This window comes from Brevibacillus sp. SAFN-007a (assembly GCF_051967035.1).
Lineage (GTDB): Bacteria > Bacillota > Bacilli > Brevibacillales > Brevibacillaceae > Brevibacillus.
In genome coordinates this window covers 274430-294738 of record NZ_JBQCKK010000003.1, presented here as the reverse complement: position 1 = coordinate 294738, position 20309 = coordinate 274430, and the positions used below count along the sequence as shown (strand labels likewise).

At 53.5% G+C, this 20309-nt stretch carries 24 protein-coding genes and 1 riboswitch; of the genes, 23 read left to right on the top strand and 1 reads right to left on the bottom strand.

Features of this window, described 5'->3' with window-relative positions:
* The first annotated feature begins 253 nt into the window (after nt 1–253).
* The 3 genes from ACTHO6_RS06695 (at nt 254) to ACTHO6_RS06685 (ending at nt 2625) form a co-directional block, all read left to right on the top strand.
* Nucleotides 254–1516: a helix-turn-helix domain-containing protein gene (locus ACTHO6_RS06695; protein ID WP_440240675.1), complete on the top strand. Its 1263-nt coding sequence runs from the start codon at nt 254–256 to the stop codon at nt 1514–1516.
* A 14-nt stretch (nt 1517–1530) separates the two neighbouring features.
* Nucleotides 1531–1662 carry a hypothetical protein gene (locus ACTHO6_RS06690; RefSeq protein ID WP_440240673.1) on the top strand — a complete coding sequence of 44 codons (132 nt, stop codon included), beginning with the start codon at nt 1531–1533 and terminating at the stop codon, nt 1660–1662.
* Nucleotides 1663–1902: 240 nt separating this feature from the next.
* Complete coding sequence (locus ACTHO6_RS06685; RefSeq protein ID WP_440240671.1) at nt 1903–2625, top strand: DUF421 domain-containing protein; 723 nt, start codon at nt 1903–1905, stop codon at nt 2623–2625.
* A 17-nt stretch (nt 2626–2642) separates the two neighbouring features.
* Here the strand turns inward: ACTHO6_RS06685 and ACTHO6_RS06680 are convergent, their stop codons facing one another.
* Nucleotides 2643–3899: an ATP-binding protein gene (locus ACTHO6_RS06680; RefSeq protein WP_440240669.1), complete on the bottom strand. Its 1257-nt coding sequence runs from the start codon at nt 3897–3899 to the stop codon at nt 2643–2645.
* 202 nt (nt 3900–4101) lie between these two features.
* Nucleotides 4102–4223: riboswitch (SAM riboswitch) on the top strand.
* 112 nt (nt 4224–4335) lie between these two features.
* Between ACTHO6_RS06680 and ACTHO6_RS06675 the strand changes: the two genes are divergently transcribed.
* The 20 genes from ACTHO6_RS06675 to ACTHO6_RS06580 all read left to right on the top strand — a co-directional run bounded on the left by ACTHO6_RS06675 (nt 4336) and on the right by ACTHO6_RS06580 (nt 20309).
* Entirely contained in the window at nt 4336–5358 is a 1023-nt protein-coding gene (locus tag ACTHO6_RS06675) for a substrate-binding domain-containing protein (RefSeq protein ID WP_440240667.1), read from the top strand.
* Nucleotides 5359–5435: 77 nt separating this feature from the next.
* The gene (locus ACTHO6_RS06670) at nt 5436–6926 is read left to right on the top strand and encodes a sugar ABC transporter ATP-binding protein (protein ID WP_440240665.1); all 1491 of its coding nucleotides are present in this window, start codon (nt 5436–5438) and stop codon (nt 6924–6926) included.
* Between the two features lies 1 nt (nt 6927).
* Nucleotides 6928–7926: an ABC transporter permease gene (locus ACTHO6_RS06665; RefSeq protein WP_440240663.1), complete on the top strand. Its 999-nt coding sequence runs from the start codon at nt 6928–6930 to the stop codon at nt 7924–7926.
* A 135-nt stretch (nt 7927–8061) separates the two neighbouring features.
* Nucleotides 8062–8871 carry an alpha/beta fold hydrolase gene (locus ACTHO6_RS06660; protein WP_440240661.1) on the top strand — a complete coding sequence of 270 codons (810 nt, stop codon included), beginning with the start codon at nt 8062–8064 and terminating at the stop codon, nt 8869–8871.
* A 145-nt stretch (nt 8872–9016) separates the two neighbouring features.
* A complete protein-coding gene (locus tag ACTHO6_RS06655) occupies nt 9017–9574 on the top strand; it encodes a DNA-3-methyladenine glycosylase I (RefSeq protein WP_440240659.1) in 558 nt (185 codons plus the stop codon).
* Between the two features lie 452 nt (nt 9575–10026).
* Nucleotides 10027–10164: a hypothetical protein gene (locus ACTHO6_RS06650; protein WP_440240657.1), complete on the top strand. Its 138-nt coding sequence runs from the start codon at nt 10027–10029 to the stop codon at nt 10162–10164.
* Nucleotides 10161–10367 (top strand): hypothetical protein, encoded by a 207-nt coding sequence (locus tag ACTHO6_RS06645; RefSeq protein WP_440240655.1) that lies wholly within the window; start codon nt 10161–10163, stop codon nt 10365–10367. Before ACTHO6_RS06650 ends, ACTHO6_RS06645 begins: the two co-directional genes overlap by 4 nt.
* Nucleotides 10368–10566: 199 nt before the next feature.
* Nucleotides 10567–10908 (top strand): sigma-70 family RNA polymerase sigma factor, encoded by a 342-nt coding sequence (locus tag ACTHO6_RS06640; RefSeq protein WP_440240653.1) that lies wholly within the window; start codon nt 10567–10569, stop codon nt 10906–10908.
* Between the two features lie 35 nt (nt 10909–10943).
* The gene (locus tag ACTHO6_RS06635) at nt 10944–11087 is read left to right on the top strand and encodes a hypothetical protein (protein WP_440240651.1); all 144 of its coding nucleotides are present in this window, start codon (nt 10944–10946) and stop codon (nt 11085–11087) included.
* 57 nt (nt 11088–11144) lie between these two features.
* Nucleotides 11145–11819: a hypothetical protein gene (locus tag ACTHO6_RS06630; RefSeq protein ID WP_440240649.1), complete on the top strand. Its 675-nt coding sequence runs from the start codon at nt 11145–11147 to the stop codon at nt 11817–11819.
* A gap of 300 nt (nt 11820–12119) precedes the next feature.
* Complete coding sequence (locus ACTHO6_RS06625; RefSeq protein WP_440240647.1) at nt 12120–12959, top strand: alpha/beta fold hydrolase; 840 nt, start codon at nt 12120–12122, stop codon at nt 12957–12959.
* Between the two features lie 393 nt (nt 12960–13352).
* Nucleotides 13353–13805: a hypothetical protein gene (locus tag ACTHO6_RS06620; RefSeq protein WP_440240645.1), complete on the top strand. Its 453-nt coding sequence runs from the start codon at nt 13353–13355 to the stop codon at nt 13803–13805.
* Nucleotides 13805–13987 (top strand): hypothetical protein, encoded by a 183-nt coding sequence (locus ACTHO6_RS06615; protein WP_440240643.1) that lies wholly within the window; start codon nt 13805–13807, stop codon nt 13985–13987. The genes ACTHO6_RS06620 and ACTHO6_RS06615 overlap by 1 nt, the downstream gene beginning before the upstream one ends.
* Before the next feature lie 2 nt (nt 13988–13989).
* Complete coding sequence (locus ACTHO6_RS06610) at nt 13990–15327, top strand: phage tail sheath subtilisin-like domain-containing protein (RefSeq protein ID WP_440240641.1); 1338 nt, start codon at nt 13990–13992, stop codon at nt 15325–15327.
* Entirely contained in the window at nt 15328–15780 is a 453-nt protein-coding gene (locus ACTHO6_RS06605; RefSeq protein ID WP_440240639.1) for a hypothetical protein, read from the top strand.
* 11 nt (nt 15781–15791) lie between these two features.
* Nucleotides 15792–16172, top strand: a complete 381-nt coding sequence (locus ACTHO6_RS06600) for a phage tail assembly chaperone (protein ID WP_440240637.1) — start codon at nt 15792–15794, stop codon at nt 16170–16172.
* A gap of 26 nt (nt 16173–16198) precedes the next feature.
* Nucleotides 16199–16333: a hypothetical protein gene (locus ACTHO6_RS06595; RefSeq protein WP_440240635.1), complete on the top strand. Its 135-nt coding sequence runs from the start codon at nt 16199–16201 to the stop codon at nt 16331–16333.
* 67 nt (nt 16334–16400) lie between these two features.
* On the top strand, nt 16401–18752 hold the full coding sequence (locus tag ACTHO6_RS06590) for a hypothetical protein (protein ID WP_440240633.1): 2352 nt from the start codon (nt 16401–16403) through the stop codon (nt 18750–18752).
* Nucleotides 18749–19351 carry a hypothetical protein gene (locus tag ACTHO6_RS06585; protein ID WP_440240631.1) on the top strand — a complete coding sequence of 201 codons (603 nt, stop codon included), beginning with the start codon at nt 18749–18751 and terminating at the stop codon, nt 19349–19351. The genes ACTHO6_RS06590 and ACTHO6_RS06585 overlap by 4 nt, the downstream gene beginning before the upstream one ends.
* A 4-nt stretch (nt 19352–19355) precedes the next feature.
* A complete protein-coding gene (locus ACTHO6_RS06580) occupies nt 19356–20309 on the top strand; it encodes an XkdQ/YqbQ family protein (RefSeq protein WP_440240629.1) in 954 nt (317 codons plus the stop codon).

The following is a 20309-nucleotide window of genomic DNA, read 5'->3' as shown; positions in this document are numbered from 1 at the left end:
CCTAGGGAATTCAGGGCTACAGCCGCCTAATAATACAGCCTCAATTAATATCTGTCTACTTGACAGGGGTCAGACCAAATTGTCGAGGCTCTTCTTTTTTTGTCGCTTTTTGGGGCTGAGATTGCGTTTTTTGGCAATTCATCTTCTTTAGTTTCAATTTTTTCATTTACATCAAAGGGATATATTCCCATATCTCTGGTTGTGTTATATTATAAAAAATATAAATGTTAAAAATTTTTTTAGGGGGTTTCCAATGTTCACTGAAGAAATTATTGGAGAATGGCTCCTTGCCTACCGACAGCGGGAAAATCTATCGTTAAATGAGCTTGCAGAACGAACGGGTATTAGCAAAACAGCGCTTTCCAGAATAGAGTCAGGAGCGACCAAGCGATTGGGTTTCGCTCAGTGGAAGAAGATCGCCCGTGCTCTGAACATTCCGGAAGTCGATGCTATCGCCGTTTATTTGAGCACAACAGAAAGACCCATGTCGATTCAAGTGCTGCTGAACGAAGCGATTGCGCTTAACAGCCAGACGCTCGTGCGCAAAGCGGCTCAGAAACTGCTCGACACACCGAAAATGGATACTTTTCTTGCGTTGGATTACCTTCATCAATTGGCAAAAGAAACAGAGAACCCCTCTATTAAATTAGCCTTGCACGAGGTAATGATAGATTTTACGAGAAAATGCGGCATCCCTTTCTATCTGGGGAAGAGTCTCTACGCGCGTTATTTGCTCGAACGGGATGATTTTTCCCGCTTTGAAGAAACGTTTCAGCGAGGAAAGGAATTGTTGCACTACATCGACCTGTTGCAGCCGTTGGAGCGCATAGATTACTACTACCGTATGGGCGTCCACGCTTATATTTTGGACAATTACGGGGAAAGCATTGAGCTGTGCAAAAAGGCGCTCATGGAAGACAGGACAAACGACAGCAGACAAAAAGCTTCCGCGCTGATCTCTGTCGTGAACGCGTATTTGCGCCTCGGTTACTTGATCTTGGCTGAACAATATTTGGAAATGTACGAAAAGAGCGAATATGCGGATTTTCGAAAGAAGCATTTGCGGGCGCTGCTGCATGCGAAAAAAGGAGAATATGAGCAAGCGATTGCGTTGTATAACGAGTGCTTGCGTGAAGCAAAGCCGTCTGAGCGGATTACGATTGCCAGCGACCTTTTGGACGTATACTTCAAAACGGAACAGAACGGTGCGATCCAGGAGTTGATCGCTACTGAAGACACCTTTTTGTCGGTGGACACCCACCCTAATCGAATTAAACATGCAGCCAGATACTTTAAACAAAAAGGCATCTGCTTGATCTCAATGGGGCAGGAGGAGGAAGGGATCCACAGTCTCATGCAAAGTATTGGATTTTATCGACAAATTGGAGCAGCGGCAAAGATGATTGAGGGGTTTGGTACGATTTTTACATATCATCTTGCGAGTAGAAAGAACATATCTGTCGAGACTGTGGAAAATCTCGTAAAAATTTGCCATAATAGTCTTGTAAAGGAATAGGGAGGTAGAGTGCCATGAAAAAATGGTTGCCCGGACTTGCTGCTTTCATTTTTCTTTTTACCATTACCCAAACACAATACATGCCGCAGCATGCTGATCCTGAATGGGTGAAAATGATCATCGCATTCGCGGACCCGGATTGGTGAAAATAAACGCTTGCCAAGCGCGGTAAAAGCCGCTTTTTTCAAAATAAACAAAGAAACAGCCGAAAAAACGAGCCATAGAATCGCTTCTATGACTCGTTTTTCATTTGGAGAAAGTCGTTTGGGTATCATGGAGGGCAAGTGACGACAGCTTGTACTTTACGGGCAAAGCCTTTCGCATAAATGCTGCCAAAAGTTTACATAGTAACAGAAGGAAATGCTTGGGGGCAGGAGGCGTTTGTCGTGGAACTGTTCAGTGAGAGCTTGATCGTAGTCGGGCGTGTCTGTACCATTCTGCCGCTGTTGCTGATCGTGACGTTGTTCATGGGAAAGCGCTCGATTGGCGAACTGCCTGTTTTTGACTTTATGATTATCATAACATTGGGGTCCGTGGCGGGGGCCGATATTGCCGAGCCGAACGTCCACCACATTCCCATCGCGGTCGCGATTGTGGCGCTCGGGGTGCTGCAACGCATCGTGTCCCAGTGGTCGATTATGTCCAGGCGTTTTGGAAAAATGGTCACGTTTGAACCGACGGTCGTGTTTTACAATGGCGAGTTTCTCGTCCATCAGCTGAAAAAGATACGCTATTCGCTCGACAATGTGCTGCAAATGCTGCGAGAAAAAGATATTTTCGATCTGGCGGAGATTGACCTGGCCATCATCGAGGCGAATGGTCGCTTGACGGTACTGAAAAAATCCGCGCAACAGCCAGCGACGCGACAAGACCTGCACATCCAGTCTGCTTCGACGGGCCTCTCCTTGCCGGTGATTGTCGAGGGGAAAATATGTGAGGAGGCGCTGAAGTACCGGGAACGGGACAAGAGCTGGCTGATGCAGGAGCTGAAAAAAAGCGGCGTGGCGATCGAGCATGTCTTTCTCGCCACGCTGAATCGGCAACACGACTTGTTGTTTTTCGAGAAACAACCGGACAGTTCCCAGCGGATTCCGCCCATTCAGCACTGACGTCAATCGACTGGGTGCTACTGCGGCTGATGGGACGGAAATGTAATCGTGAACTTGGTGCCGACCTTCGGCTTGCTCGACACGCTCACGGAACCGCCAAACGTGTGAATCACATGGTACGAATACGTCAGTCCAAGTCCGGTACCGCTCGATTTGGTAGAAAAGTAGATCGTGCCAAGGCGCTTGATCTGTCCCTCGTCCATCCCGATGCCGTTGTCCTTGATGACGAGGAGGGCGTTGTTTTTTTCCATGAACAGCGACAGGGAGACTTTTGCGTTCGAAACGTCCGCGCATGCCTCGATGGCATTTTTGATAAAGTTGACCAGCACCTGCTTGAACTCGTCGGGATTGGCCATGATGGTAACGAGCTTTTCCGAGGCTTGCAGCTCCAGCTCGACGTTGTGCATGTTGGCAAAAGGCAGCATCACTTCGCGGACGATGTGGAGCTGCTCGCATACGTCGATGAGTTCGTTTCGCTCCTTGAGCGGCTTGGACAGCGCGAGGTACTCCGTCAGAATCGCTTCCGTGCGCTGGATCTCGTCCATGCTGATGCGAATGTACTGATTGGTTTTCGCGACATTTTCCGGATTTTCCTGAATCAGCCGCAAAAACCCTTTGACGGCCGTGAGCGGGTTTCTCACCTCGTGCGCCAGCGAAGCGGCGACGTGGCTCATCGTCTCGATTTTTTCGTTTTGCGCATGGCGAATAAACAGCGCCTTGTCGGAGACGCATTTGCTAAATAACGACATCAACAGCCAGATGCCGACAAAATTTTGAACGGGGATCACGAACGCATGATAGGCAAGGTGATCGGATACATAGGTAGGAAAAATCAGATAGGTCAACCCCAAATCGATCAGGGAAATAAGCGCACCCGTCAAAAGAGTAAACAGTGTTTTCCGATAACTGGCTTTGTACCGTCGATCAATCAGGAGGGAGACGGCGAACGTGGCGGCCAGAACGAGCATGGCAACCCAGGTGCCTTCGCCGCCCAGATAGTAGCGGTACAGCGCCGATTCGCCCAGCACGGTCAAGGCGACTGGCACCCCGCCGTAAATCAGAGCGAAAAAGACAATGACATGCCGGATATCAAACAGGATTCCCTCCACGACGCTCGAAGCGAAGGTCATCGTCAGGAGCATGCAGACAGAGCTGGTTACCAGAATAAAGCAACGGCTATAGTTGCGCATCCGGTCGAGGTAATAGATGTGAAACAAGACAAATGGGATCAGGGCAAAGAACATCTGCAAGATGACTTCTTTTAATAGACTCATGGGACATCCTCATCGCAAATTTGCATGACTTTTGCTTCAATCTACGATATTTCGACAAGACTTTACCGAATCCCTCCAAAATTTGGAGAATGGAATGGAAGGATTTTGTAGTTCAAAAGTTTTAAAAACCTAGTTGACAGATGGGTAAAACAAGAATTATAGTCTGTATATATTCATCCAAACGTTGTGAAAATAAAAACTACTCTTATCCAGAGAAGGCTGAGGGAATGGCCCTATGATGCCCGGCAACCTAGCTGGCAAGATCCACTGTCTTGCGAGCCAAGGTGCTAACTCCAACAGGTAGCGATACCTGGCAGATAAGAGGCGCGAATCTTGTCGATCAAGCCTCTTTCATCTGTTGAAAGAGGCTTTTCCCATGGGAAGGTCGCCTCCTCAGCTTGAAGCTCAGCAGGAAAGAAAAAAGGGGGATTTTTCGATGAAAAAGAAGTTGGGTCTTGTCACATCCATCGTACTGGCTGCGTCGCTGGCTTTGACCGCTTGCGGCGGAGGAGCGGACACCTCACAGACAGGGGCGAACGGCGCTTCCGGCGGCGAGAAGGCGAAGCGCATTGCCTTGATTATGCGCCAAAACGTCGGGACGTTTTCTGCCCAGTACATTAACGGCGTGAAGCAGGAAGTCGAGAAAAACGGCGGCGAGCTGACCGTGTTCAACGCGGACACCGATTTGTCGAAAATGGCCTCCAACCTCGACGCTGCGGTGAACCAAAATTTTGACGGCATCCTGATCGACCACGGTACGGCGGAAGCGCTGCAACAAGGCACGCAAAAAGCGGTCGACAAAAAAATCCCGGTTGTGCTGTTCGACACCGATATCAAGCTGCCGGGCGTCCCGATTGTCGAGCAGGATGACCACAAGCTGGCCGAGCTGAGTCTGGAAAAGCTGGCTGCCGATACGGGCGGAAAAGGCAACATCGTGAAAATTTGGGTAGCGGGCTTTGCGCCGATGGAAAAGCGTCAGGTTACGTATGAAGCCTTCCTGAAAAAATACCCGGATATCAAGGAAATCGCCGCGTTTGGCTCTGCCACCAACAACACGGCGCTGGATACGCAGGCGCAGATGGAAGCGATCTTGAAAAAATATCCGAACAAAGGCGACATTACAGCCGTCTGGGCATCCTGGGATGAGTTTGCCAAAGGGGCTACCCGGGCGATCCAGCAAGCAGGACGCACCGAAATCAAGGTATATGGCATCGACCTGAGCGATGAAGACTTGCAGCTGATCCAGGAGCCGAACTCGCCTTGGGTCGCGACCGCAGCAGTGGATCCGGCGAATATCGGACGCATTCACGCGCAAACCGTTTTCCAAAAGATCAAAGGGGAGCAAGTGCCAGACAGCGTGAAGCTGAATCCGGTGCTGGTCAAACAGGAAGACTTGCCAACGGATAAAAAAGTGACAATGGGCGACCTGTCCCAATACGTGCCAGAGTGGGGCAAGTAAGCAAATAGAGTCAGTTGATTTGGCTATTCCCGTTGCTTTTGTCAACGGGAATCTTGTTTATTTAGGGGGGGCGAAACGTGTCCAGCTTGCAGATGAAAGGGATTGTGAAGCAGTTTTCCGGCGTGCCTGCGCTGCGCTCCGTCGATTTTGAAGTCAAGGCTGGCGAGGTGCACGCGCTGCTCGGAGCGAACGGGGCGGGGAAGAGCACCTTGATGAAAATTCTCACAGGCGCGTATCAGGCGGATGGCGGCAGCATCGCGATTGACGGCAAGGATGTCTCGATTCAATCGCCGCAGGATGCGAAAGCGTTGGGCATCCAGTGCGTCTACCAGGAAGTCGATACGGCGCTGGTTCCGTATTTGAGCGTGACCGAAAACATTTTGCTCGACCGGATCGTGGCCGATCGCAGCAAGGGCTTGATAAACTGGCAGGGGCTGCACAAGGAAGCGGAACGCATTTTGCAGGGCTTCGGCTTCTCCATCCCCGTGCGCATGCTTGTTGAGGAATGTACCCTGTCCGAAAAGCAGCTGATCCTGATTGCCCGCGCTACCGTGCAAAAGGCGAAATACGTCATTTTTGACGAGCCGACAGCTCCCTTGAGCACGAAGGAGAGCGAGCGGCTGTTCCTCATCATCGACCAGTTGAAAAAAGCCGGCGTCGGCATCATCTATATTTCCCATCGGTTGCCGGAAATCTTCGAAATCTGCGATCGGATCACGGTCATGCGCGACGGTCAGCGGATTGCGACGAGCGAGACCGCTGCTACGACGATGGATGAAGTCATCGGGAACATGCTCGGCAAAAGCTTCGAGGAAGAGTATCCGAAGGTGGAGGTACCGATTGGCGAAGTGATTCTGGAAGCGGCCGGAGTGGCGGGCGGCAAGGTTCGCGGTGCGGATGTGAGCGTGCGCGAGGGCGAGATCGTGGGTGTCGTCGGGCTGGTCGGCGCAGGGAAAACGGAACTGGCCAGGCTGCTGTTCGGGGCGGATGCGGCCGAGGCTGGCGAGATCAGGCTGAGAGGCAAAACGGTACGCCTGCGTTCGCCAAAGGACGCCGTCGATGCAGGGATCGTCCTCGTCCCGGAGGAGCGGCGAAAAGAAGGCATTTTTGTGGAGGAATCGGTGAAAAACAACCTGTCTGTCTCGACCTTGTGGAAATGGTCGCGTCTCGGGTTTGTCCGCAGCGGAGTCGAGGCGGGGCAAGCGCGCGAGTTGGTGCAGCGGCTGGGCGTGAAGACGGCGGACATCGGCCAGCAGGTCGGTTATCTCAGCGGGGGAAACCAGCAAAAGGTCGCCATCGGCAAATGGCTGGATGCGGATGCGCACGTTTTCCTGTTCGATGAACCGACCAAGGGCGTGGATATCGGCGCGAAAAGCGATATTTACCGCCTGATCGGAAAGCTGGCCGAGCAGCGCAAGGGCATTCTGTACTTTTCCTGCGAGTTCGCGGAGGTGCTGGGCATAGCGGACCGGATTCTGGTCATGTTCGAAGGCAAAGTCGTCCGCGAACTGAGCCGGGCGGAAGCGACCCAGGAGCGGATTTTGTATTACGCAAGCGGAGGTGAGTAAGGTGGAAGGTAAAAAATTCAGCCTGTTTGATTTTATTTACAAATACGGTACTGTCGCAGTTATTGTGATCGTCATGGGGTTATTCAGTCTGACCAATCCGTATTTTTTTACGTATGACAACATCACAGACATTTTGCGTTCGATTTCCATCGTGACGTTTGTTGCCATCGGCGTTACGTTTTCCTTGATTGTCGGAGGCTTTGACCTGTCTGTCGGTTCGACGGTGTCGCTAGCCACAGTCGTTTCCGCCTCGATGATGGTCTGGTACGAGCAGGGCGCGTTTGTCACACTGGTTGTTCCGATTGTACTCAGCCTGATCGTCGGGCTAATCAACGCGTTTCTGGTCGTCAAAATCCGGATTCCCGACCTGTTGGCGACGCTGGCGATGCTCTACATTGTCAACGGGCTGCACATGACGTATTCCAAAGGCTACTCGATCTATGCCAACATGCCGATGGAAGACGGCTCAATGGCTCCGGGGAAATTCCAGGAGTGGTTTTTGTGGCTCGGCCAAGGCAAACTATTCTCGCTGCCGGTTCCGGTCATCCTGACCTTTTTGCTGGTCGCGGTCACGCACGTGTATTTGTCCTACACCAGACAAGGGCGAATGTTGTACATGACGGGCGGCAATCTGGAAGCGGCACGGCTGTCAGGCATTCCGGTCAATCGCTATCGCACCCTCGCCTACGTGCTGTCCGCGCTGTTTGCCGGCCTCGGGGGAATGCTCTTGGCGGCGCGGATCGGGACAGGCCAGGTCAATAGCGGCGGCTCGCTGCTGATGGATGCAGTAGCGGCGGCGTTTGTCGGCTTCTCGGTATTCGGGGCAGGCAAGCCGAATGTGTTCGGAACGTTCGTCGGCGCGATCCTGATCGGGGTGCTGCTGAACGGCATGACCATGCTCAACCTGCCGTACTACGCCTACGATATTATCAAGGGAACGGTATTGGCGCTGGCGTTGGCTGTGACGTACTATCAACTGCGCCGGAAACGAAACGCATAGAGGTGCTTGCGGTTGCGTTCGCGTTCGCATGGTGCAAGACAGGTCGTCAGGTAGAACTGGCGGCCTTTTTTCAAGAAAATGGTAATGGTTTCACACAGAACATCCCTCCGCTATAATACCTCTGGGGGGATATAAGTGATTCATTATAAGACGTACATACGCGGTGAGGGTTATGAATGGGTGACCTTCGTCCACGGCGCGGGCGGCAGCTCATCCATCTGGTATAAACAGATCAAAGCTTACAAAGAGCATTTCAATATTCTCCTCGTCGATTTGCGCGGCCACGGCAGATCGAAGCAGCATCTGGGGAAGCGGCGGCCGAAATACACGTTCGAGGACGTGAGCCGCGACATTATCGAGGTGATGAAGCACGAGAACATCGCTTCCAGCCATTTTGTTGCGGTGTCGCTCGGGACGATCATCGTGCAGATCATAGCAGAGCTGGAGCCGCAAAAAATTCGCTCGATGGTTTTGGCGGGAGCCGTGACCCGGCTGAATGTGCGCTCGCAGGTGCTGATCGCGCTGGGCAATCTCGTCAAGCACATCGTGCCGTACATGTGGCTGTACAAGCTGTTTGCCTGGGTCATCATGCCGCGGGCGCGCCATCGCGAATCCCGGTCGCTATTTGTCAGAGAAGCGCAAAAGCTTTGTCAACAAGAGTTCAAGCGCTGGTTTTCGCTGACGCACGGCATCAATGCGTTTTTAGGCAGCCTGCTGGCGAAGGAGCCTCCGATTCCGGCCCTGTTTGTGATGGGCGACGAAGACTACATGTTTTTGCCCGCGGTTCAGGTGTGCGTGAGCGACAGAAAGTACGCCCGGCTCCGTTTGCTGGCAAATAGCGGGCATGTTGTCAATGTGGATCAGTCGGAAGAATTCAACCGCATCTCCATCGGATTTATCCGGCAACAGGCAGAGGGAGGACGATACGAGGTAAGCCCTGCCTAGCTCGTCTGGGTTGCGGTTCGGTTCAAGCCTATTTCATGGGAAGAAAAGGGGCAAGAACGGGCAAGAATAACTTGCAGAACAGCCAAAGATTGTTTATTCTCTATGTGAGAATATATGTTCGTATTTTGCTGGGAGGTCTTTTCTAATGAATCGATGCGGCTGGGTGAATGAGGACCCGTTGTATGTAGAGTATCACGACCGGGAGTGGGGAGTGCCTGTTTACGATGACAGGCTGCTCTTTGAATATTTGAATCTGGAGGGCGCACAGGCGGGGTTGAGCTGGTATACGATCCTGAAAAAGCGGGAGAACTACCGCCGGGCGTTTGACAACTTTGAGGCGGAAAAAATCGTGCAGTACGACGAGAAAAAGATCGAGCAGCTTTTGCAAGATGAAGGCATCGTGCGGAACAAGCTGAAAATCAGGGGCGTCGTCAAAAACGCGCACGCCTATCTCAAGGTCGTAGAGGAGTTCGGCTCCTTTTCCAGCTACATCTGGTCGTTCGTCGGCGGCAAGCCGATCCATAACCACTTTCAAGAGCTGAAAGATGTGCCCGCCTCAAGCGAAATCAGCGACAAGATGAGCAAGGATTTGAAAAAACGCGGCTTTACTTTTGTCGGTTCGACGATTTGTTATGCGTTCATGCAAGCAGTGGGCATGGTGAATGACCATGTGGCGACGTGTTTTCGTTATCAAAAAGACTAGAGCGTAGGTGTCAGACCGTCATTGATTTTTCGGGACGGATGAATCCGCGCGGCAATGGAAGAAAGAGCCAGTCCTTTGACCAGATGGGAGAGGGGCTGGCTCTTGCTGTTTCCTGGGAAGCCATCTGTCCGCTGGCTGGCAAATGCGGAGGGAAGCAAGTATGAGATCAATGTACTTTTCGGCGGGACAAGGACGATGGTACAGAAGGGGTCTGGTCGCTCAACAAGCGTGATTTTTGTTCAGATACCTATTCTTGCGCAGCATACGTACAGCACGGGTAAACCGGAAGGAATTTTGACTGCAAAAAAATGAATGGAAATAACTTGAACTTCTGCGATAAGTATGAGATACTTGTACTACAAAAAAGGGAACAACCGTTCTTGTTTATTCTGGTCCTGCTGGGAAACGAAGCAGTCCTGCCGTATACACGGAACCAGAGAGGGAGTGAGTATATGCAAAAGCAGCTTGCCTGGTTGACAGGCCGCGAATACGAAGGTGGCAACGCTCGGCAACAGGCGCCGCAAGGAAAGCGAGAAGCGACGGTCACGATCGGCGGTTTGGCGGTTCAGCATGGAGCGAGCGGCCGATGATGTCGATGGATGCCGTACAGGTGCTCGCTGCCGTTGTTTGTTTTCTCGTCTTGGTCGTCGCCTTCAAGCATGTCGATCTGCAAATTCGCATCAACAATATTTTGGATCTGCAACTGAAGGCGAACAAGGAAAAAGACAAGGAGGCAGAGTCGATCGAGAAACCAAGCGATTCGCCTGCCGCTGACGAAAAGCCGTGCGAATAAGAGAAAACATGGGGGAAGGGGATTTTCTCGCAAATGATAAACGCAGCATTGATTGGAGCTGCTGCCCTGTTGATTGGCGTTATCATCGGGCAGATCATTCTATCGGAAAAACTGCGCAAGTGGTGAGGCGACAAGGCCATGCCACAATACGGACTGTCATGTAACGGTTACTTTTACATCTGGTTGAGGTGTTTCGGTAATGGAAAAGAGCGAGAGCATGCTGTATCCATGTGTGCAACTGGTTAGAAGAATTGCGTGGCGCTTGCAGTACAAAGAAAAAAAGAAGCGGAAACAGGAAGGCTTGCTGTATGAGGACGTCGTGGGGAACGATCCCTTTTCCGCGATTATTTCCGATTTGCACGTGGAACAGCTGCTTCAGGAACTGCCTGCGCAGCCTGGATACATTATTCGCAAGGTGGTTATCGAAGGCAGGACCGAACAAGAGGTAGCCCAGCAGTTGAACATATCGCGACAGGGGGTGTCAAAATGCAAAAGAAAGTATCTCCGGATCATGGCAGCCAACATGAACCTTTCGATGTGATTTTTGAACGGGCGAGATCTGGGGACAATGGAGCCATGCTCCAGGTTCTGGACTTGCTTCAACCAGAGATGGAGCGGATGGCGTGCTTTATCCGCATGCCGCGCGAAGAATCGATTCAGGAAATCAAGTGCCAGCTGATCGAACTGATTCGAACCAACGCAGCGGTTTGCGATGGATGAAAAGGCGAAGGGAAGCTGCATCGCCATGCAAGAGGAAGGGAACAAGGGGGAGAGAAGATGACGGCAACGACGATGATGAAAAGAGATCTGCTGATGGAAGCGGTGTGCGAGGGCTGCCCGGCGACATGCTGGGGCAAGCGGACGCACTGCCAGGTTCACGATCAGCACATTGGCAAAGTCGAATCGTGCCCGGAGTGGGACAGATATTTGCTCCGGCAGGAAAATCTTCAGCCGCCAGCCCAAACAGAGCCGGGCAAAAAACGGGAAGGCATCCCCGAGTGGGAGGAGTTGGCGCCAGCCCTGTCGATTTTGCAAAAGACGGAGGAGGACATTCGCGATTACAGCTACATGCAAATCGAGATCGCGCGCATCCAGCGCTATTTGCGTGAAGCGGGCGAAGGCATGGTCAGTCAGTACGGACTGGACTCTGCCATGCCAAAAGGCCAAGGCTTCCACAGCGACAAAACACACGCAGAGGTTGTGCGCCGGGAACGGAAACAAAAGCGGCTCAAAAGCTTGCAGGACAAAATTGACCGCATCAACCGGGCGGTAGAGACGATCCGCAGCGAGCAGGAGCGGTTGATCGTCGAAGCGCTGCTGGATGGCGAGAAAAACAACGGGATTGCCAAAGCGCTCGGAGTGTCGCGGCAACGCTATTACGAGATCAAGCGGAGCGCCGTCATGAAAATGGCGTGGGCGATGTACGGAGATGAGATGCAGCAGACGGGGTGAGTTCATAACAAAAAGATCATGTGCACAAGGAAAAGACTCCGCTTTGGTGAGAAACAGTGCCAGGGGCGAGTCTTTTTTTGTTGTTGTGAAATCATGTTGTTGATCGTTGAAAACAAGAATGTTTGCTCTGTAATGAGGGGAGCATTCATCTCCTTTGGGAACAGGACCGATTTTTGGAGAGCAAGGATTATGAGAACGCAACGGAGAAGTGGATAACTATTCCGATAAATACCAAACTCAGAAAAACATCTATTTTCCTCTAGCGTATCCCTTCGAGTACTATTGTAAGGAGTTGTGTCTATGATTACTTGGGACCAAGTAATGGTGTCAACGAGTCGGGGGACTTTTGAAGTCTTTGTTGCTGGTGAAGGTATGCCTGTATGTGTAACCCATTACTACTCGGCGTTTACGAAACGCGGAAATTATTTTGCAGACCCGTTTGCAGAAATAGGCAAGGTCATATTGGTTAACTTGAAAGAATGCGGAAATTCTGAACGTATTGTTGAAGAATCAGAACTGAGCATGACTGATTCAGTTGAGGACCTTGAAGCCATAAGAGTGGCTCTTGGTTACAAGAAATGGTCATTTGCAGGACATTCAACAGGTGGAATGCTGGGGCTTGTGTATGGAATAAATCATTCAGATGCACTTGAGAATTTAATCGTAGCAGGTGCTGCTGCTTCAAACGAATACATGCGGTCGGCGGATTCGATTTATTGCATGGAAAACCGTAAAAATCATCGTCTGCGTGAAATTTTCTCCATTCTAAATTCCGCCGATGCAAGTAATGAACGAAAAGCACAGGCAGCACGCGAATGGACTGAAATGTCGTTACACCACCCTGAAAAATGGGATGAATACTTCCGTATACCCAGTAGCGGAAGAACCGTTCAGAAGCGTTTGGATTATTATAATCAGCAATTGTCCTTGTTCGACATTCGAAACCATTTGCATTTAGTGAAAACGCCAACTCTCGTCATGTGCGGTAGATACGATGCTCAGTGCCCTCTTGCATTTTCGATAGAGATACACCGTTTACTTGCAGGTTCAAAGCTTTGGATATTTGAAGAGAGCAATCATTGCCCTCATATTGAAGAACCAGAGAAATTTCGAGAAGCAATAGATCATTTTTTAAAGTGAGCGGGTGCGAAAGGTCCATTCACCGTTTGATTGCTTCGCCAAAAAGGGTGGCGAGGCTTTATTTTTTATTGGAGTGGATCGGGCGGAGGTGGGGGGCTAGAGGGAGCAGGCAGAACCGCTGGAACTAGCGGAGCTACAGGAACCAGCAGAGCTACCAGAACCAACGCAACTAGCACCCTCCGCCCCACCCATGACTGACACAAGCTGACACCCCCTGACACTTCCGTGAAAAATCCACTTCTCCACGCGCTTCGCGTTATAATCGACTCAAGCGAATCAAGCAAGAACCAAACGAGCCATCTGGTGACGAACCGGGTGGCTTTTTCCGTTCGCTAATCAGACAGAAGGGAGTTGACACGCGGCGAAGGACGAGAACAAAAGGGAGGTGGGAAGATGGAGGATCGCGAGCTCGCCATTTTGACCGAGCTGATCGAAGAAGCTTATCCGCAACTGGCAACAGTCTTGAATGTCGATGACTGGATGGCTCGGCGCTTTTCGCCGCCAGCGGCGTTTCTGATGACGCAAGGGATCGGCGAAACAGGCCGGAGCCACACTTCCTATCAGGTGGAGGCGGAGGCGCTCATCGTGCTCCATTATCCCCAAATAGAGGGCGTGTATCAGAGGCTGTCGGCCGAGCCGCTGCGCCAGCTGTTGCGCCAGTCGCAGTACAGCTACCGGGGCAGGGCGTCCGGGATGTCCATCGAGATCGACAGCTCCACGTTGCGCATCTGGCGGGATAGACGAGACCGCACGGAAATGGCTTTTCGGTTCACGTACATCGTGACGGTACCGAGAGAGGCCGAAGGAACAATCAACGAATTTGAGATCGAGGAGGGACAGTCCTAGTGGCAAAAAAAGAACAACAGCCTGAGGTTGTGAAAACCAAGCAGGAGTGGATCAGGAGCGCCGCTTACCTGGAAGCCGAAAGGTTCGAGGTAGCAGGCGCTCTTTTTCAGGCAGCCGATCACGAACGGTTGCCGGAGGGCCAAGTGAAAAATCGATTGACCAAATACAAAGGCGGGGTGTAATCATGACCATTCAACGTGAACGGCCGGGGGTAACGGTCGAACTGATCGCAAAAGCAAAAGAACGCGTCGTGCCAAAGAGCGGCGTCGTGCTGGTTCCGTACCAGGCGGAGTGGGGGGCGCCGGACGAACTGGTGAAGCTGGGCAGCTACGAGGAGCGCATGGCGCAAACATTCGGCAAGGCCGATACGGTTGAACTGGCGGGGGAGGGGGGCGCGACGATTTTGGCCTACCGCATGACGAACGGAAATGCAAGCAAAGCTGCTTACGAACAGGCGGACGCGATCCGGGTAGAGGCGCTTTATCCGGGCTTAATCGGCAACGATCTCAAGGTCGTCATCAGTGCGTCCACCTCTGAGCCAGGCAAAAAGGAGCTGCAAGTAAAAGGGCCGCTGCAAACCGAGAAGTTTTCGTTTGCCAACGCGGACGAGCTGGTGGGCAAAACCGGCCAATCGATTTACGTGCGTGTGAAAAAGCTGGGAGATGCGGCGATTGCAACAACTTCCGAGACGAATTTGGCAGGCGGGGCGAGCGGGACAGACACGCTTACTGCGGCTGATGCGACCAAACTGTTCATGGCTGTATCCGGCGCCGATTTTGACGCGATGTATCTGCCGTTCGATGATCCGGCTGTGCAGGCGGCAGCCAAGCAGTTTATGAGCGATCGCCGTACGCTCGGCAAAAAGCTGAGCACGCTGGTCATCGGTGGAAAAGCGGCGGAAGACGAGAGCATGGAGAAGCACGTGGAGCGTTCTGTCGCGCAAAACGCCCGCTTTGTCGTCAATTGCGCCATCGCAGGCCAGCACAACAACGGCAACGTGTACGGAAGCCTGGAGTGGGCTGCGTGGGTAGCGGGCATGATCGCGGCGACGCCTGCCCATGAGTCTTTGACGGCGGTCGTCGTGCCGCTGAAAAAGGCGCAGAAGGACTGGGGCCACAGCGATATTTTGCAAGCGCTCGGCTCCGGCACGCTGGTGGCGACGCGCGATGGCGATGTGTACATCATCGAGAGCGCCGTCAACACGCTGGCTGTGCTGGGCAACCATGAACGCGAAGACTACGGCAAAATCCGCGTCAGCATGACGCTCGATCAGATCGTCAACGACATTAATGCCGTGGGCAAAAAGTACAAAGGCAAGCTCGGCAACAACGACCTCGGCGGCGCGGTGTTCGTCTCGGCGGTCAACGCCTACATGACCGTTCGCGAGCAGCAGGGCGCGATTGAAGCAGGCTGGACGTTTACCGACAAAAAGAACGGCAACGGAGATCGCCGGGGCTTCCAACTGTCGGCCAAGCCGCTGGATGCCATCGAATACTTTGACATTGACTGGGAGGTGCTGTAAGTGGCTATTGCACGCGATATCAAACTGAAAAATTGCCAGGTGTACGATGAAAATGGAGATCCGATCTACGGGACATTGGAAGGCAAAATGGTCCTCAAGGTCGAGTACGGCGACACGAACCGTCTGCAAAAAGGGAAAATCCAGACGGTCAATGACTGGCATGTCGAGGTGACGCTGAAAATTACCGCCACCAACGCTGCCCTGAAATACTACGTGGTCGAGCAACTGACGCAGGGCAAGACGCCTGTTCTGCCGTTTTTGATCGGCGAGACGCTGGACAAGGAAGCGGGCCATTCCGAGCGCGTCCGCATTTCCAACATTGTGCTCAATCCGGACGAGATCACGCTGTGGGAAGCGAAGGCAGACGGCAACGATCACGCTACCTACGACCTGAAAGGGATGTCCATCGACAAGCCGGACTACCTGGATGAACTGCCAACCTACATCGAATAGGAGGAAGAAAGATGAGCAAGCTGCAAAAATATTTGGCAAAAGCGAATGAACAGGCCCCGCGCAAAGAGGTGACTGTCGTCATTGACGGCGACGAATGGAAAGTGCGCCAACTGAATCTGACAGAGCTGCGCGAATGCGAGCGGATGGCGGACAAAGGGGAGCAAACAGACTGGTTCCTGTACAACGATGCCCGGATTGTGAAGTCGACCGAGCACGATTTTCCGTGGAACCAGGAAGAACTGAAAAAGGCGTACAAGGCAGGAACGAAGTACGAGCTGGTGGAAAAGATTTTCCGCGACAACCCGGAAGGCTACAGCAAGCTGCTGCAAGCGGTGCGCGAAGTAAACGCGGGCCAATCGGAGGAAGCGGCCATTGAAGAAGCAAAAAACTGATCCGATCTGACGGAGAGGCCTGGCATATGTGCCGCGCTTTTTTAAAGGGCAGAGGCCGTCCGTCGGATCTCGTGGAGTACGAAGTGGATGCGTACAAGCAAAAGCTGTTCGTGATGGCTTGTCAGATGATCGAACTGGAGGATGAGGAGAAGGCTGGGTGATCGCACTCGGCCTTTTTCCTGTCGGCTCTCTCTTCGAGTCAATCAGATCGGACAGGAGGTGAAAAGATTGGCAACAGATGTTGCGAGACTGAAAGAAATGCGCAAGGAAATGAACAGGCTGGTGAAGGAAGCCGGCGGGCTGGCAAGGGAAGTAGACCGGTCCAGCCGGGGGGTGCAGCGCATGACCAGGCAATTTTCTGCGGGAATGGGGCAGATGAAAGCGGACATGCAAAACATCCGGAACAGCCTGAAAGAACTGAACCAGGTAAACGTAAAGCCGAAAGTGGAGTTCGGGGAGGTCACCGGCAAGCTCCACGACTTGAAAACGGAGTTGGCGGCTGCCGGAGGGATTTTGGCCGGACTTGCGATAGGCACGACGCTCGATGGAGCCAAGACCGAAGCGCAGGCAGCGGCACGGGAGCGGGCGCTGTATGCGGCCAGAGGGAAAACAGAGGAGGAAATGAAGCGTTTTGACGAGCTGACGAAAAAGCTGACAACGCTCAATCCTTACCTGAAAGCTTCCCAGGCCATGGCCCTGATCGCCAAAAGCGAGAACGACCACCCGAACTTCGCGCTGGAAGCGGCCAAGCTTGGCGTCACGACGCGGTTTGCTCCGGAAGACAGCGTGAAAATGATGGCGGCCATTGGCGGCACGACTGACACGGACAGCGCCGTGCGGCTGGCGAATGCGCTCCAGTACATGAACAACACGGGAGAAGGCAACCTCAGCGTCAAGCTGGTCGAATCCATCTCGCAATTCAACGCGCAAAACGGAAAATTGCTGAATACGCCGGAAAAACTGGCGGCTGTAGTGGGGGAAATCGGCAAGCTGTCCAATGAAGAGAAGTCGTTTGGCACCTTGCTGAAAAAGACACAGGAGCTTGGCGGAAGCGGAGAGCTTGCTCGCCTCCTGCAGTCCCAGTACGAGGCGCAAGGCCAAAGCGCCGCAGAGGCGAAGAAACGGGCGGAGGACGAGGCGAAGAAGATCAGCCAGGGATTGTCCTCAGGAGACAAAGACGAGCAGCGAATCGCGCTTGGAAAAACGATGCTGTCGATTGCGGCCATGACGGACAAGGCTGCCCAGCAAAAGGCGATGGCAAGCCTGGGAGGAAATGCGGGATCGGCTGTCGAGAAAACGGTTAAAATCGCCGGGGGCGAAATCAGCCCGCAAGTCGGCAACGAAGCCGACAAGTCTTACGCCGCAGCGACCAAGGCAGATCCGTTTTTTGCGTCCATGCAGGCGCAGGCAGCGGCGAAGAACGAGGCCATGGAAGCCATCGGCAAAATTTCCGGCGACCTGTCAGGCGTTTCGACGCTGATTTCCCGTACAGCGGAAGCATTGACCGGGTGGGTCAACGGTTGGTCGGACTCGGTCAGACAGTCTGCCGTGTACGTAATCGGGACTTTTGCCGTAGGAACAGCAATGGCGATCCAACTAACAAGCATGTGGGGAAAAGCGAAAGCCTTCGCTACCGCGACGCGGGACTGGTGGGACAGCAGAGGAAAAAAAGGAGCAGCTGCCAAGACAGCAGGCGGAAAAGGCGAGTGCTGCTGCTGCGACGGCTCCGGTGCAGGCATCAACATCGGCCATGAACGGAACGCTGCTGTCGGGCGGAAGAAAAAGCGGTCGAAAAAGGCAGTTCCGTCTGCCGGGAACAGACCTGTCCCGGATGCTGCTGGCAAAAACGCAGCCCCCCCTGTTGCTCCTGCCCCCAACAAGCTTGAGCCAGATAGCGGCGGCTTGGGTGGAGAGGGAAAAGCAGGCGGAAAAGGCGCTTGGAAAACGATGGCGAAAGCGGGACTGAGAAAGGTGCCTTTCGTTGGAGGGTTGCTCGGTCTGGCGACGATCGCCGGAGCCGAAAACAAGATGGAGACGGCAGCTCAAGTAGGTGCGGAAGCGCTTGGCGGGTGGGGTGGCGCTGCCGCCGGAGCCGCGATGGGCGCAACAGTCGGTTCGATTGTTCCGGGCATCGGTACGGCGATAGGTGGAGCGATCGGGGGCATCATCGGCGGCTTCGGTGGTTCTATGCTGGGCAGCATGGCCTTCGACAAGGCTGCGGAGTGGTGGCAGAGTCAATCATCCGCGAAAGCAAGTCGAGCAGGACAGGGAAGCGAACGCCCGCCAGCGGAAACAGGCGCCGGAAGCCGCCTGGCATCAGCGCCAGCCCCGACATCGGCCGCATGGCCGGGACAGCCTGCCCCTGGCTATTCTCCAGCGGCAAGCGCTGCTTCCCGACCACAGAGCGTCTCCTTGACCCTCCCGCAAGTGACGATTTCGTTGCAGGCGGCAGGCGTACTGCAAGATATCCCGACGATGCTGAAAATGCTCAACGATCCATCCGTCGGCCAGCGAATCCGGGCCATTATCGAGAAAGCGCTGCTGGATGCATTGGAGACGAGAGGAGGAGTGGCTACATGATCCGGCTGCAAGGCAAATATCCATTGACATTCCCGGTCACGCCCGCTGACATTCAGTTTCGCGGATACGGCAACGATGTAGAAGGGACCACGTCCATCACGCTGCTGGCCGGAAATCGCATTTCGGCCAGACGGCCAAAGGCGATCAGCTTCGACTTCCTTTTGCCCGGCGACATCTCGGCCCCGTACATCGAGGTAAAAGGCTACCAGGGGCCAAGGCCGTGGCTTGCCGGGCTGGAGCGCCTGACGGGATCGGAGGCGCTTTTGACCATCGACGAGCTGGACCTTGCCTGGAACGTGCTCATCGGGCCGTGCGACGGCAAGTTTCAGGGGAAAAACGTCGACTTTCACGGCTCGATCGAACTGCCGCTGTTTGTCAAAGACGAGTTCATCACCTGGAGCAATCAGACGCAGTTGCTTTCGCCCGGCTCGGTCATTTCGCGGCAGCAGCCAGCTCGTCCCAATACGAGCGGCAAGGTAGCGAAAAAAACGCAGAAGCAAAAAGCGTGGGCGCAATCCACCGACAGCAAAAAATCGGAGGACATGCGCATGCGTATCCAAAAAAAGCTGGAAGACGAACGCGGTTTTTCACGGAGATGATGAGATGAAAGTCATTTACGGCAAGGAGCAGACCCGCTATGACCTGTCCCCGGCCGTCATCGAGCTGTCCTGGTCTTCGTCCCGCGGCCAGATCGCCCAACAGGCAGAGGTGAAAATCAAGGAGGCCCCGCCGCTGCAAACGGCGGGCTTTTTCATGCTCTTTTCGGGCGTGCAGCTAAAGGAAGCGCAGCAATTTTTCCACGGCCCGCTTGTCCGCCTGGAGCGCGACGACCGGACGGGAGACTTGTCGGCAACCGCCTACGAGTTGGGCTGGTACCTGCAAAAAAACGAAACCTCCCGGATCAAGCTGAACGGCGATGCCGGAACCGAGCTGGCGCGCATCATCAAGGCGGCTGGGGTCAACTTCAGTTGCCCGCCTTTTGGTTTTACGACTAAAGAGCGCATCTCGCCGCAATCGTACACGGCGTTGTTCACCTCGCTGACCGAGCAAGCTTACGAGAAAACAGGCATTCGCTATTTCGTGCAATACCAGCGCGACAAGCTGACCGTTTTGCCGGAAGGGAAGAACAGCATCGTGCCCTTGTTCAAGTCGAGCATGCTCGCAAACAGCGCGACGGGGGAAAGCATCGAGGACGTCTACACGGTTGTCACAGCAGAACGCTATCGGGGCGATCAGGTGGCGAGTAGCGCGACGAAGGCAAACGAAAGCCTCGTCAAACAGATCGGCCGCATGCAAAAGGTCATCGACGCAGGCGAGGACAAAAATGTAGCGGCTCTGGCCGCGAAGCAGCTTGCCGAGCTGTCCAAAATCCCCCGGACGCGCTCGATTACGGTCCGGCATGAGGACGAGCACGCGGCGCGGCTTCGCGCGGGCTGGCTCATCAAGATCATGGAAAAGAACAACCAAACGATTACCGATTGGATCGTCACCAGCTGCCAGGCGCACTGGAAAGGCGGCCAATACACGATGGATCTTCAGTTGGAAAGGAGGACGTAA

Bases quoted from the DNA above. Each gene is read 5' to 3' on its own strand.
- ACTHO6_RS06695 (WP_440240675.1), top strand. From the start codon at position 254: ATGTTCACTGAAGAAATTATTGGAGAATGGCTCCTTGCCTACCGACAG.
- ACTHO6_RS06690 (WP_440240673.1), top strand. From the start codon at position 1,531: ATGAAAAAATGGTTGCCCGGACTTGCTGCTTTCATTTTTCTTTTTACC.
- ACTHO6_RS06680 (WP_440240669.1), bottom strand. From the start codon at position 3,899: ATGAGTCTATTAAAAGAAGTCATCTTGCAGATGTTCTTTGCCCTGATC.
- ACTHO6_RS06675 (WP_440240667.1), top strand. From the start codon at position 4,336: ATGAAAAAGAAGTTGGGTCTTGTCACATCCATCGTACTGGCTGCGTCG.
- ACTHO6_RS06655 (WP_440240659.1), top strand. From the start codon at position 9,017: ATGAATCGATGCGGCTGGGTGAATGAGGACCCGTTGTATGTAGAGTAT.
- ACTHO6_RS06650 (WP_440240657.1), top strand. From the start codon at position 10,027: ATGCAAAAGCAGCTTGCCTGGTTGACAGGCCGCGAATACGAAGGTGGC.
- ACTHO6_RS06645 (WP_440240655.1), top strand. From the start codon at position 10,161: ATGATGTCGATGGATGCCGTACAGGTGCTCGCTGCCGTTGTTTGTTTT.
- ACTHO6_RS06640 (WP_440240653.1), top strand. From the start codon at position 10,567: ATGGAAAAGAGCGAGAGCATGCTGTATCCATGTGTGCAACTGGTTAGA.
- ACTHO6_RS06635 (WP_440240651.1), top strand. From the start codon at position 10,944: ATGCTCCAGGTTCTGGACTTGCTTCAACCAGAGATGGAGCGGATGGCG.
- ACTHO6_RS06630 (WP_440240649.1), top strand. From the start codon at position 11,145: ATGACGGCAACGACGATGATGAAAAGAGATCTGCTGATGGAAGCGGTG.
- ACTHO6_RS06625 (WP_440240647.1), top strand. From the start codon at position 12,120: ATGATTACTTGGGACCAAGTAATGGTGTCAACGAGTCGGGGGACTTTT.
- ACTHO6_RS06620 (WP_440240645.1), top strand. From the start codon at position 13,353: ATGGAGGATCGCGAGCTCGCCATTTTGACCGAGCTGATCGAAGAAGCT.
- ACTHO6_RS06610 (WP_440240641.1), top strand. From the start codon at position 13,990: ATGACCATTCAACGTGAACGGCCGGGGGTAACGGTCGAACTGATCGCA.
- ACTHO6_RS06600 (WP_440240637.1), top strand. From the start codon at position 15,792: ATGAGCAAGCTGCAAAAATATTTGGCAAAAGCGAATGAACAGGCCCCG.
- ACTHO6_RS06595 (WP_440240635.1), top strand. From the start codon at position 16,199: ATGTGCCGCGCTTTTTTAAAGGGCAGAGGCCGTCCGTCGGATCTCGTG.
- ACTHO6_RS06585 (WP_440240631.1), top strand. From the start codon at position 18,749: ATGATCCGGCTGCAAGGCAAATATCCATTGACATTCCCGGTCACGCCC.
- ACTHO6_RS06580 (WP_440240629.1), top strand. From the start codon at position 19,356: ATGAAAGTCATTTACGGCAAGGAGCAGACCCGCTATGACCTGTCCCCG.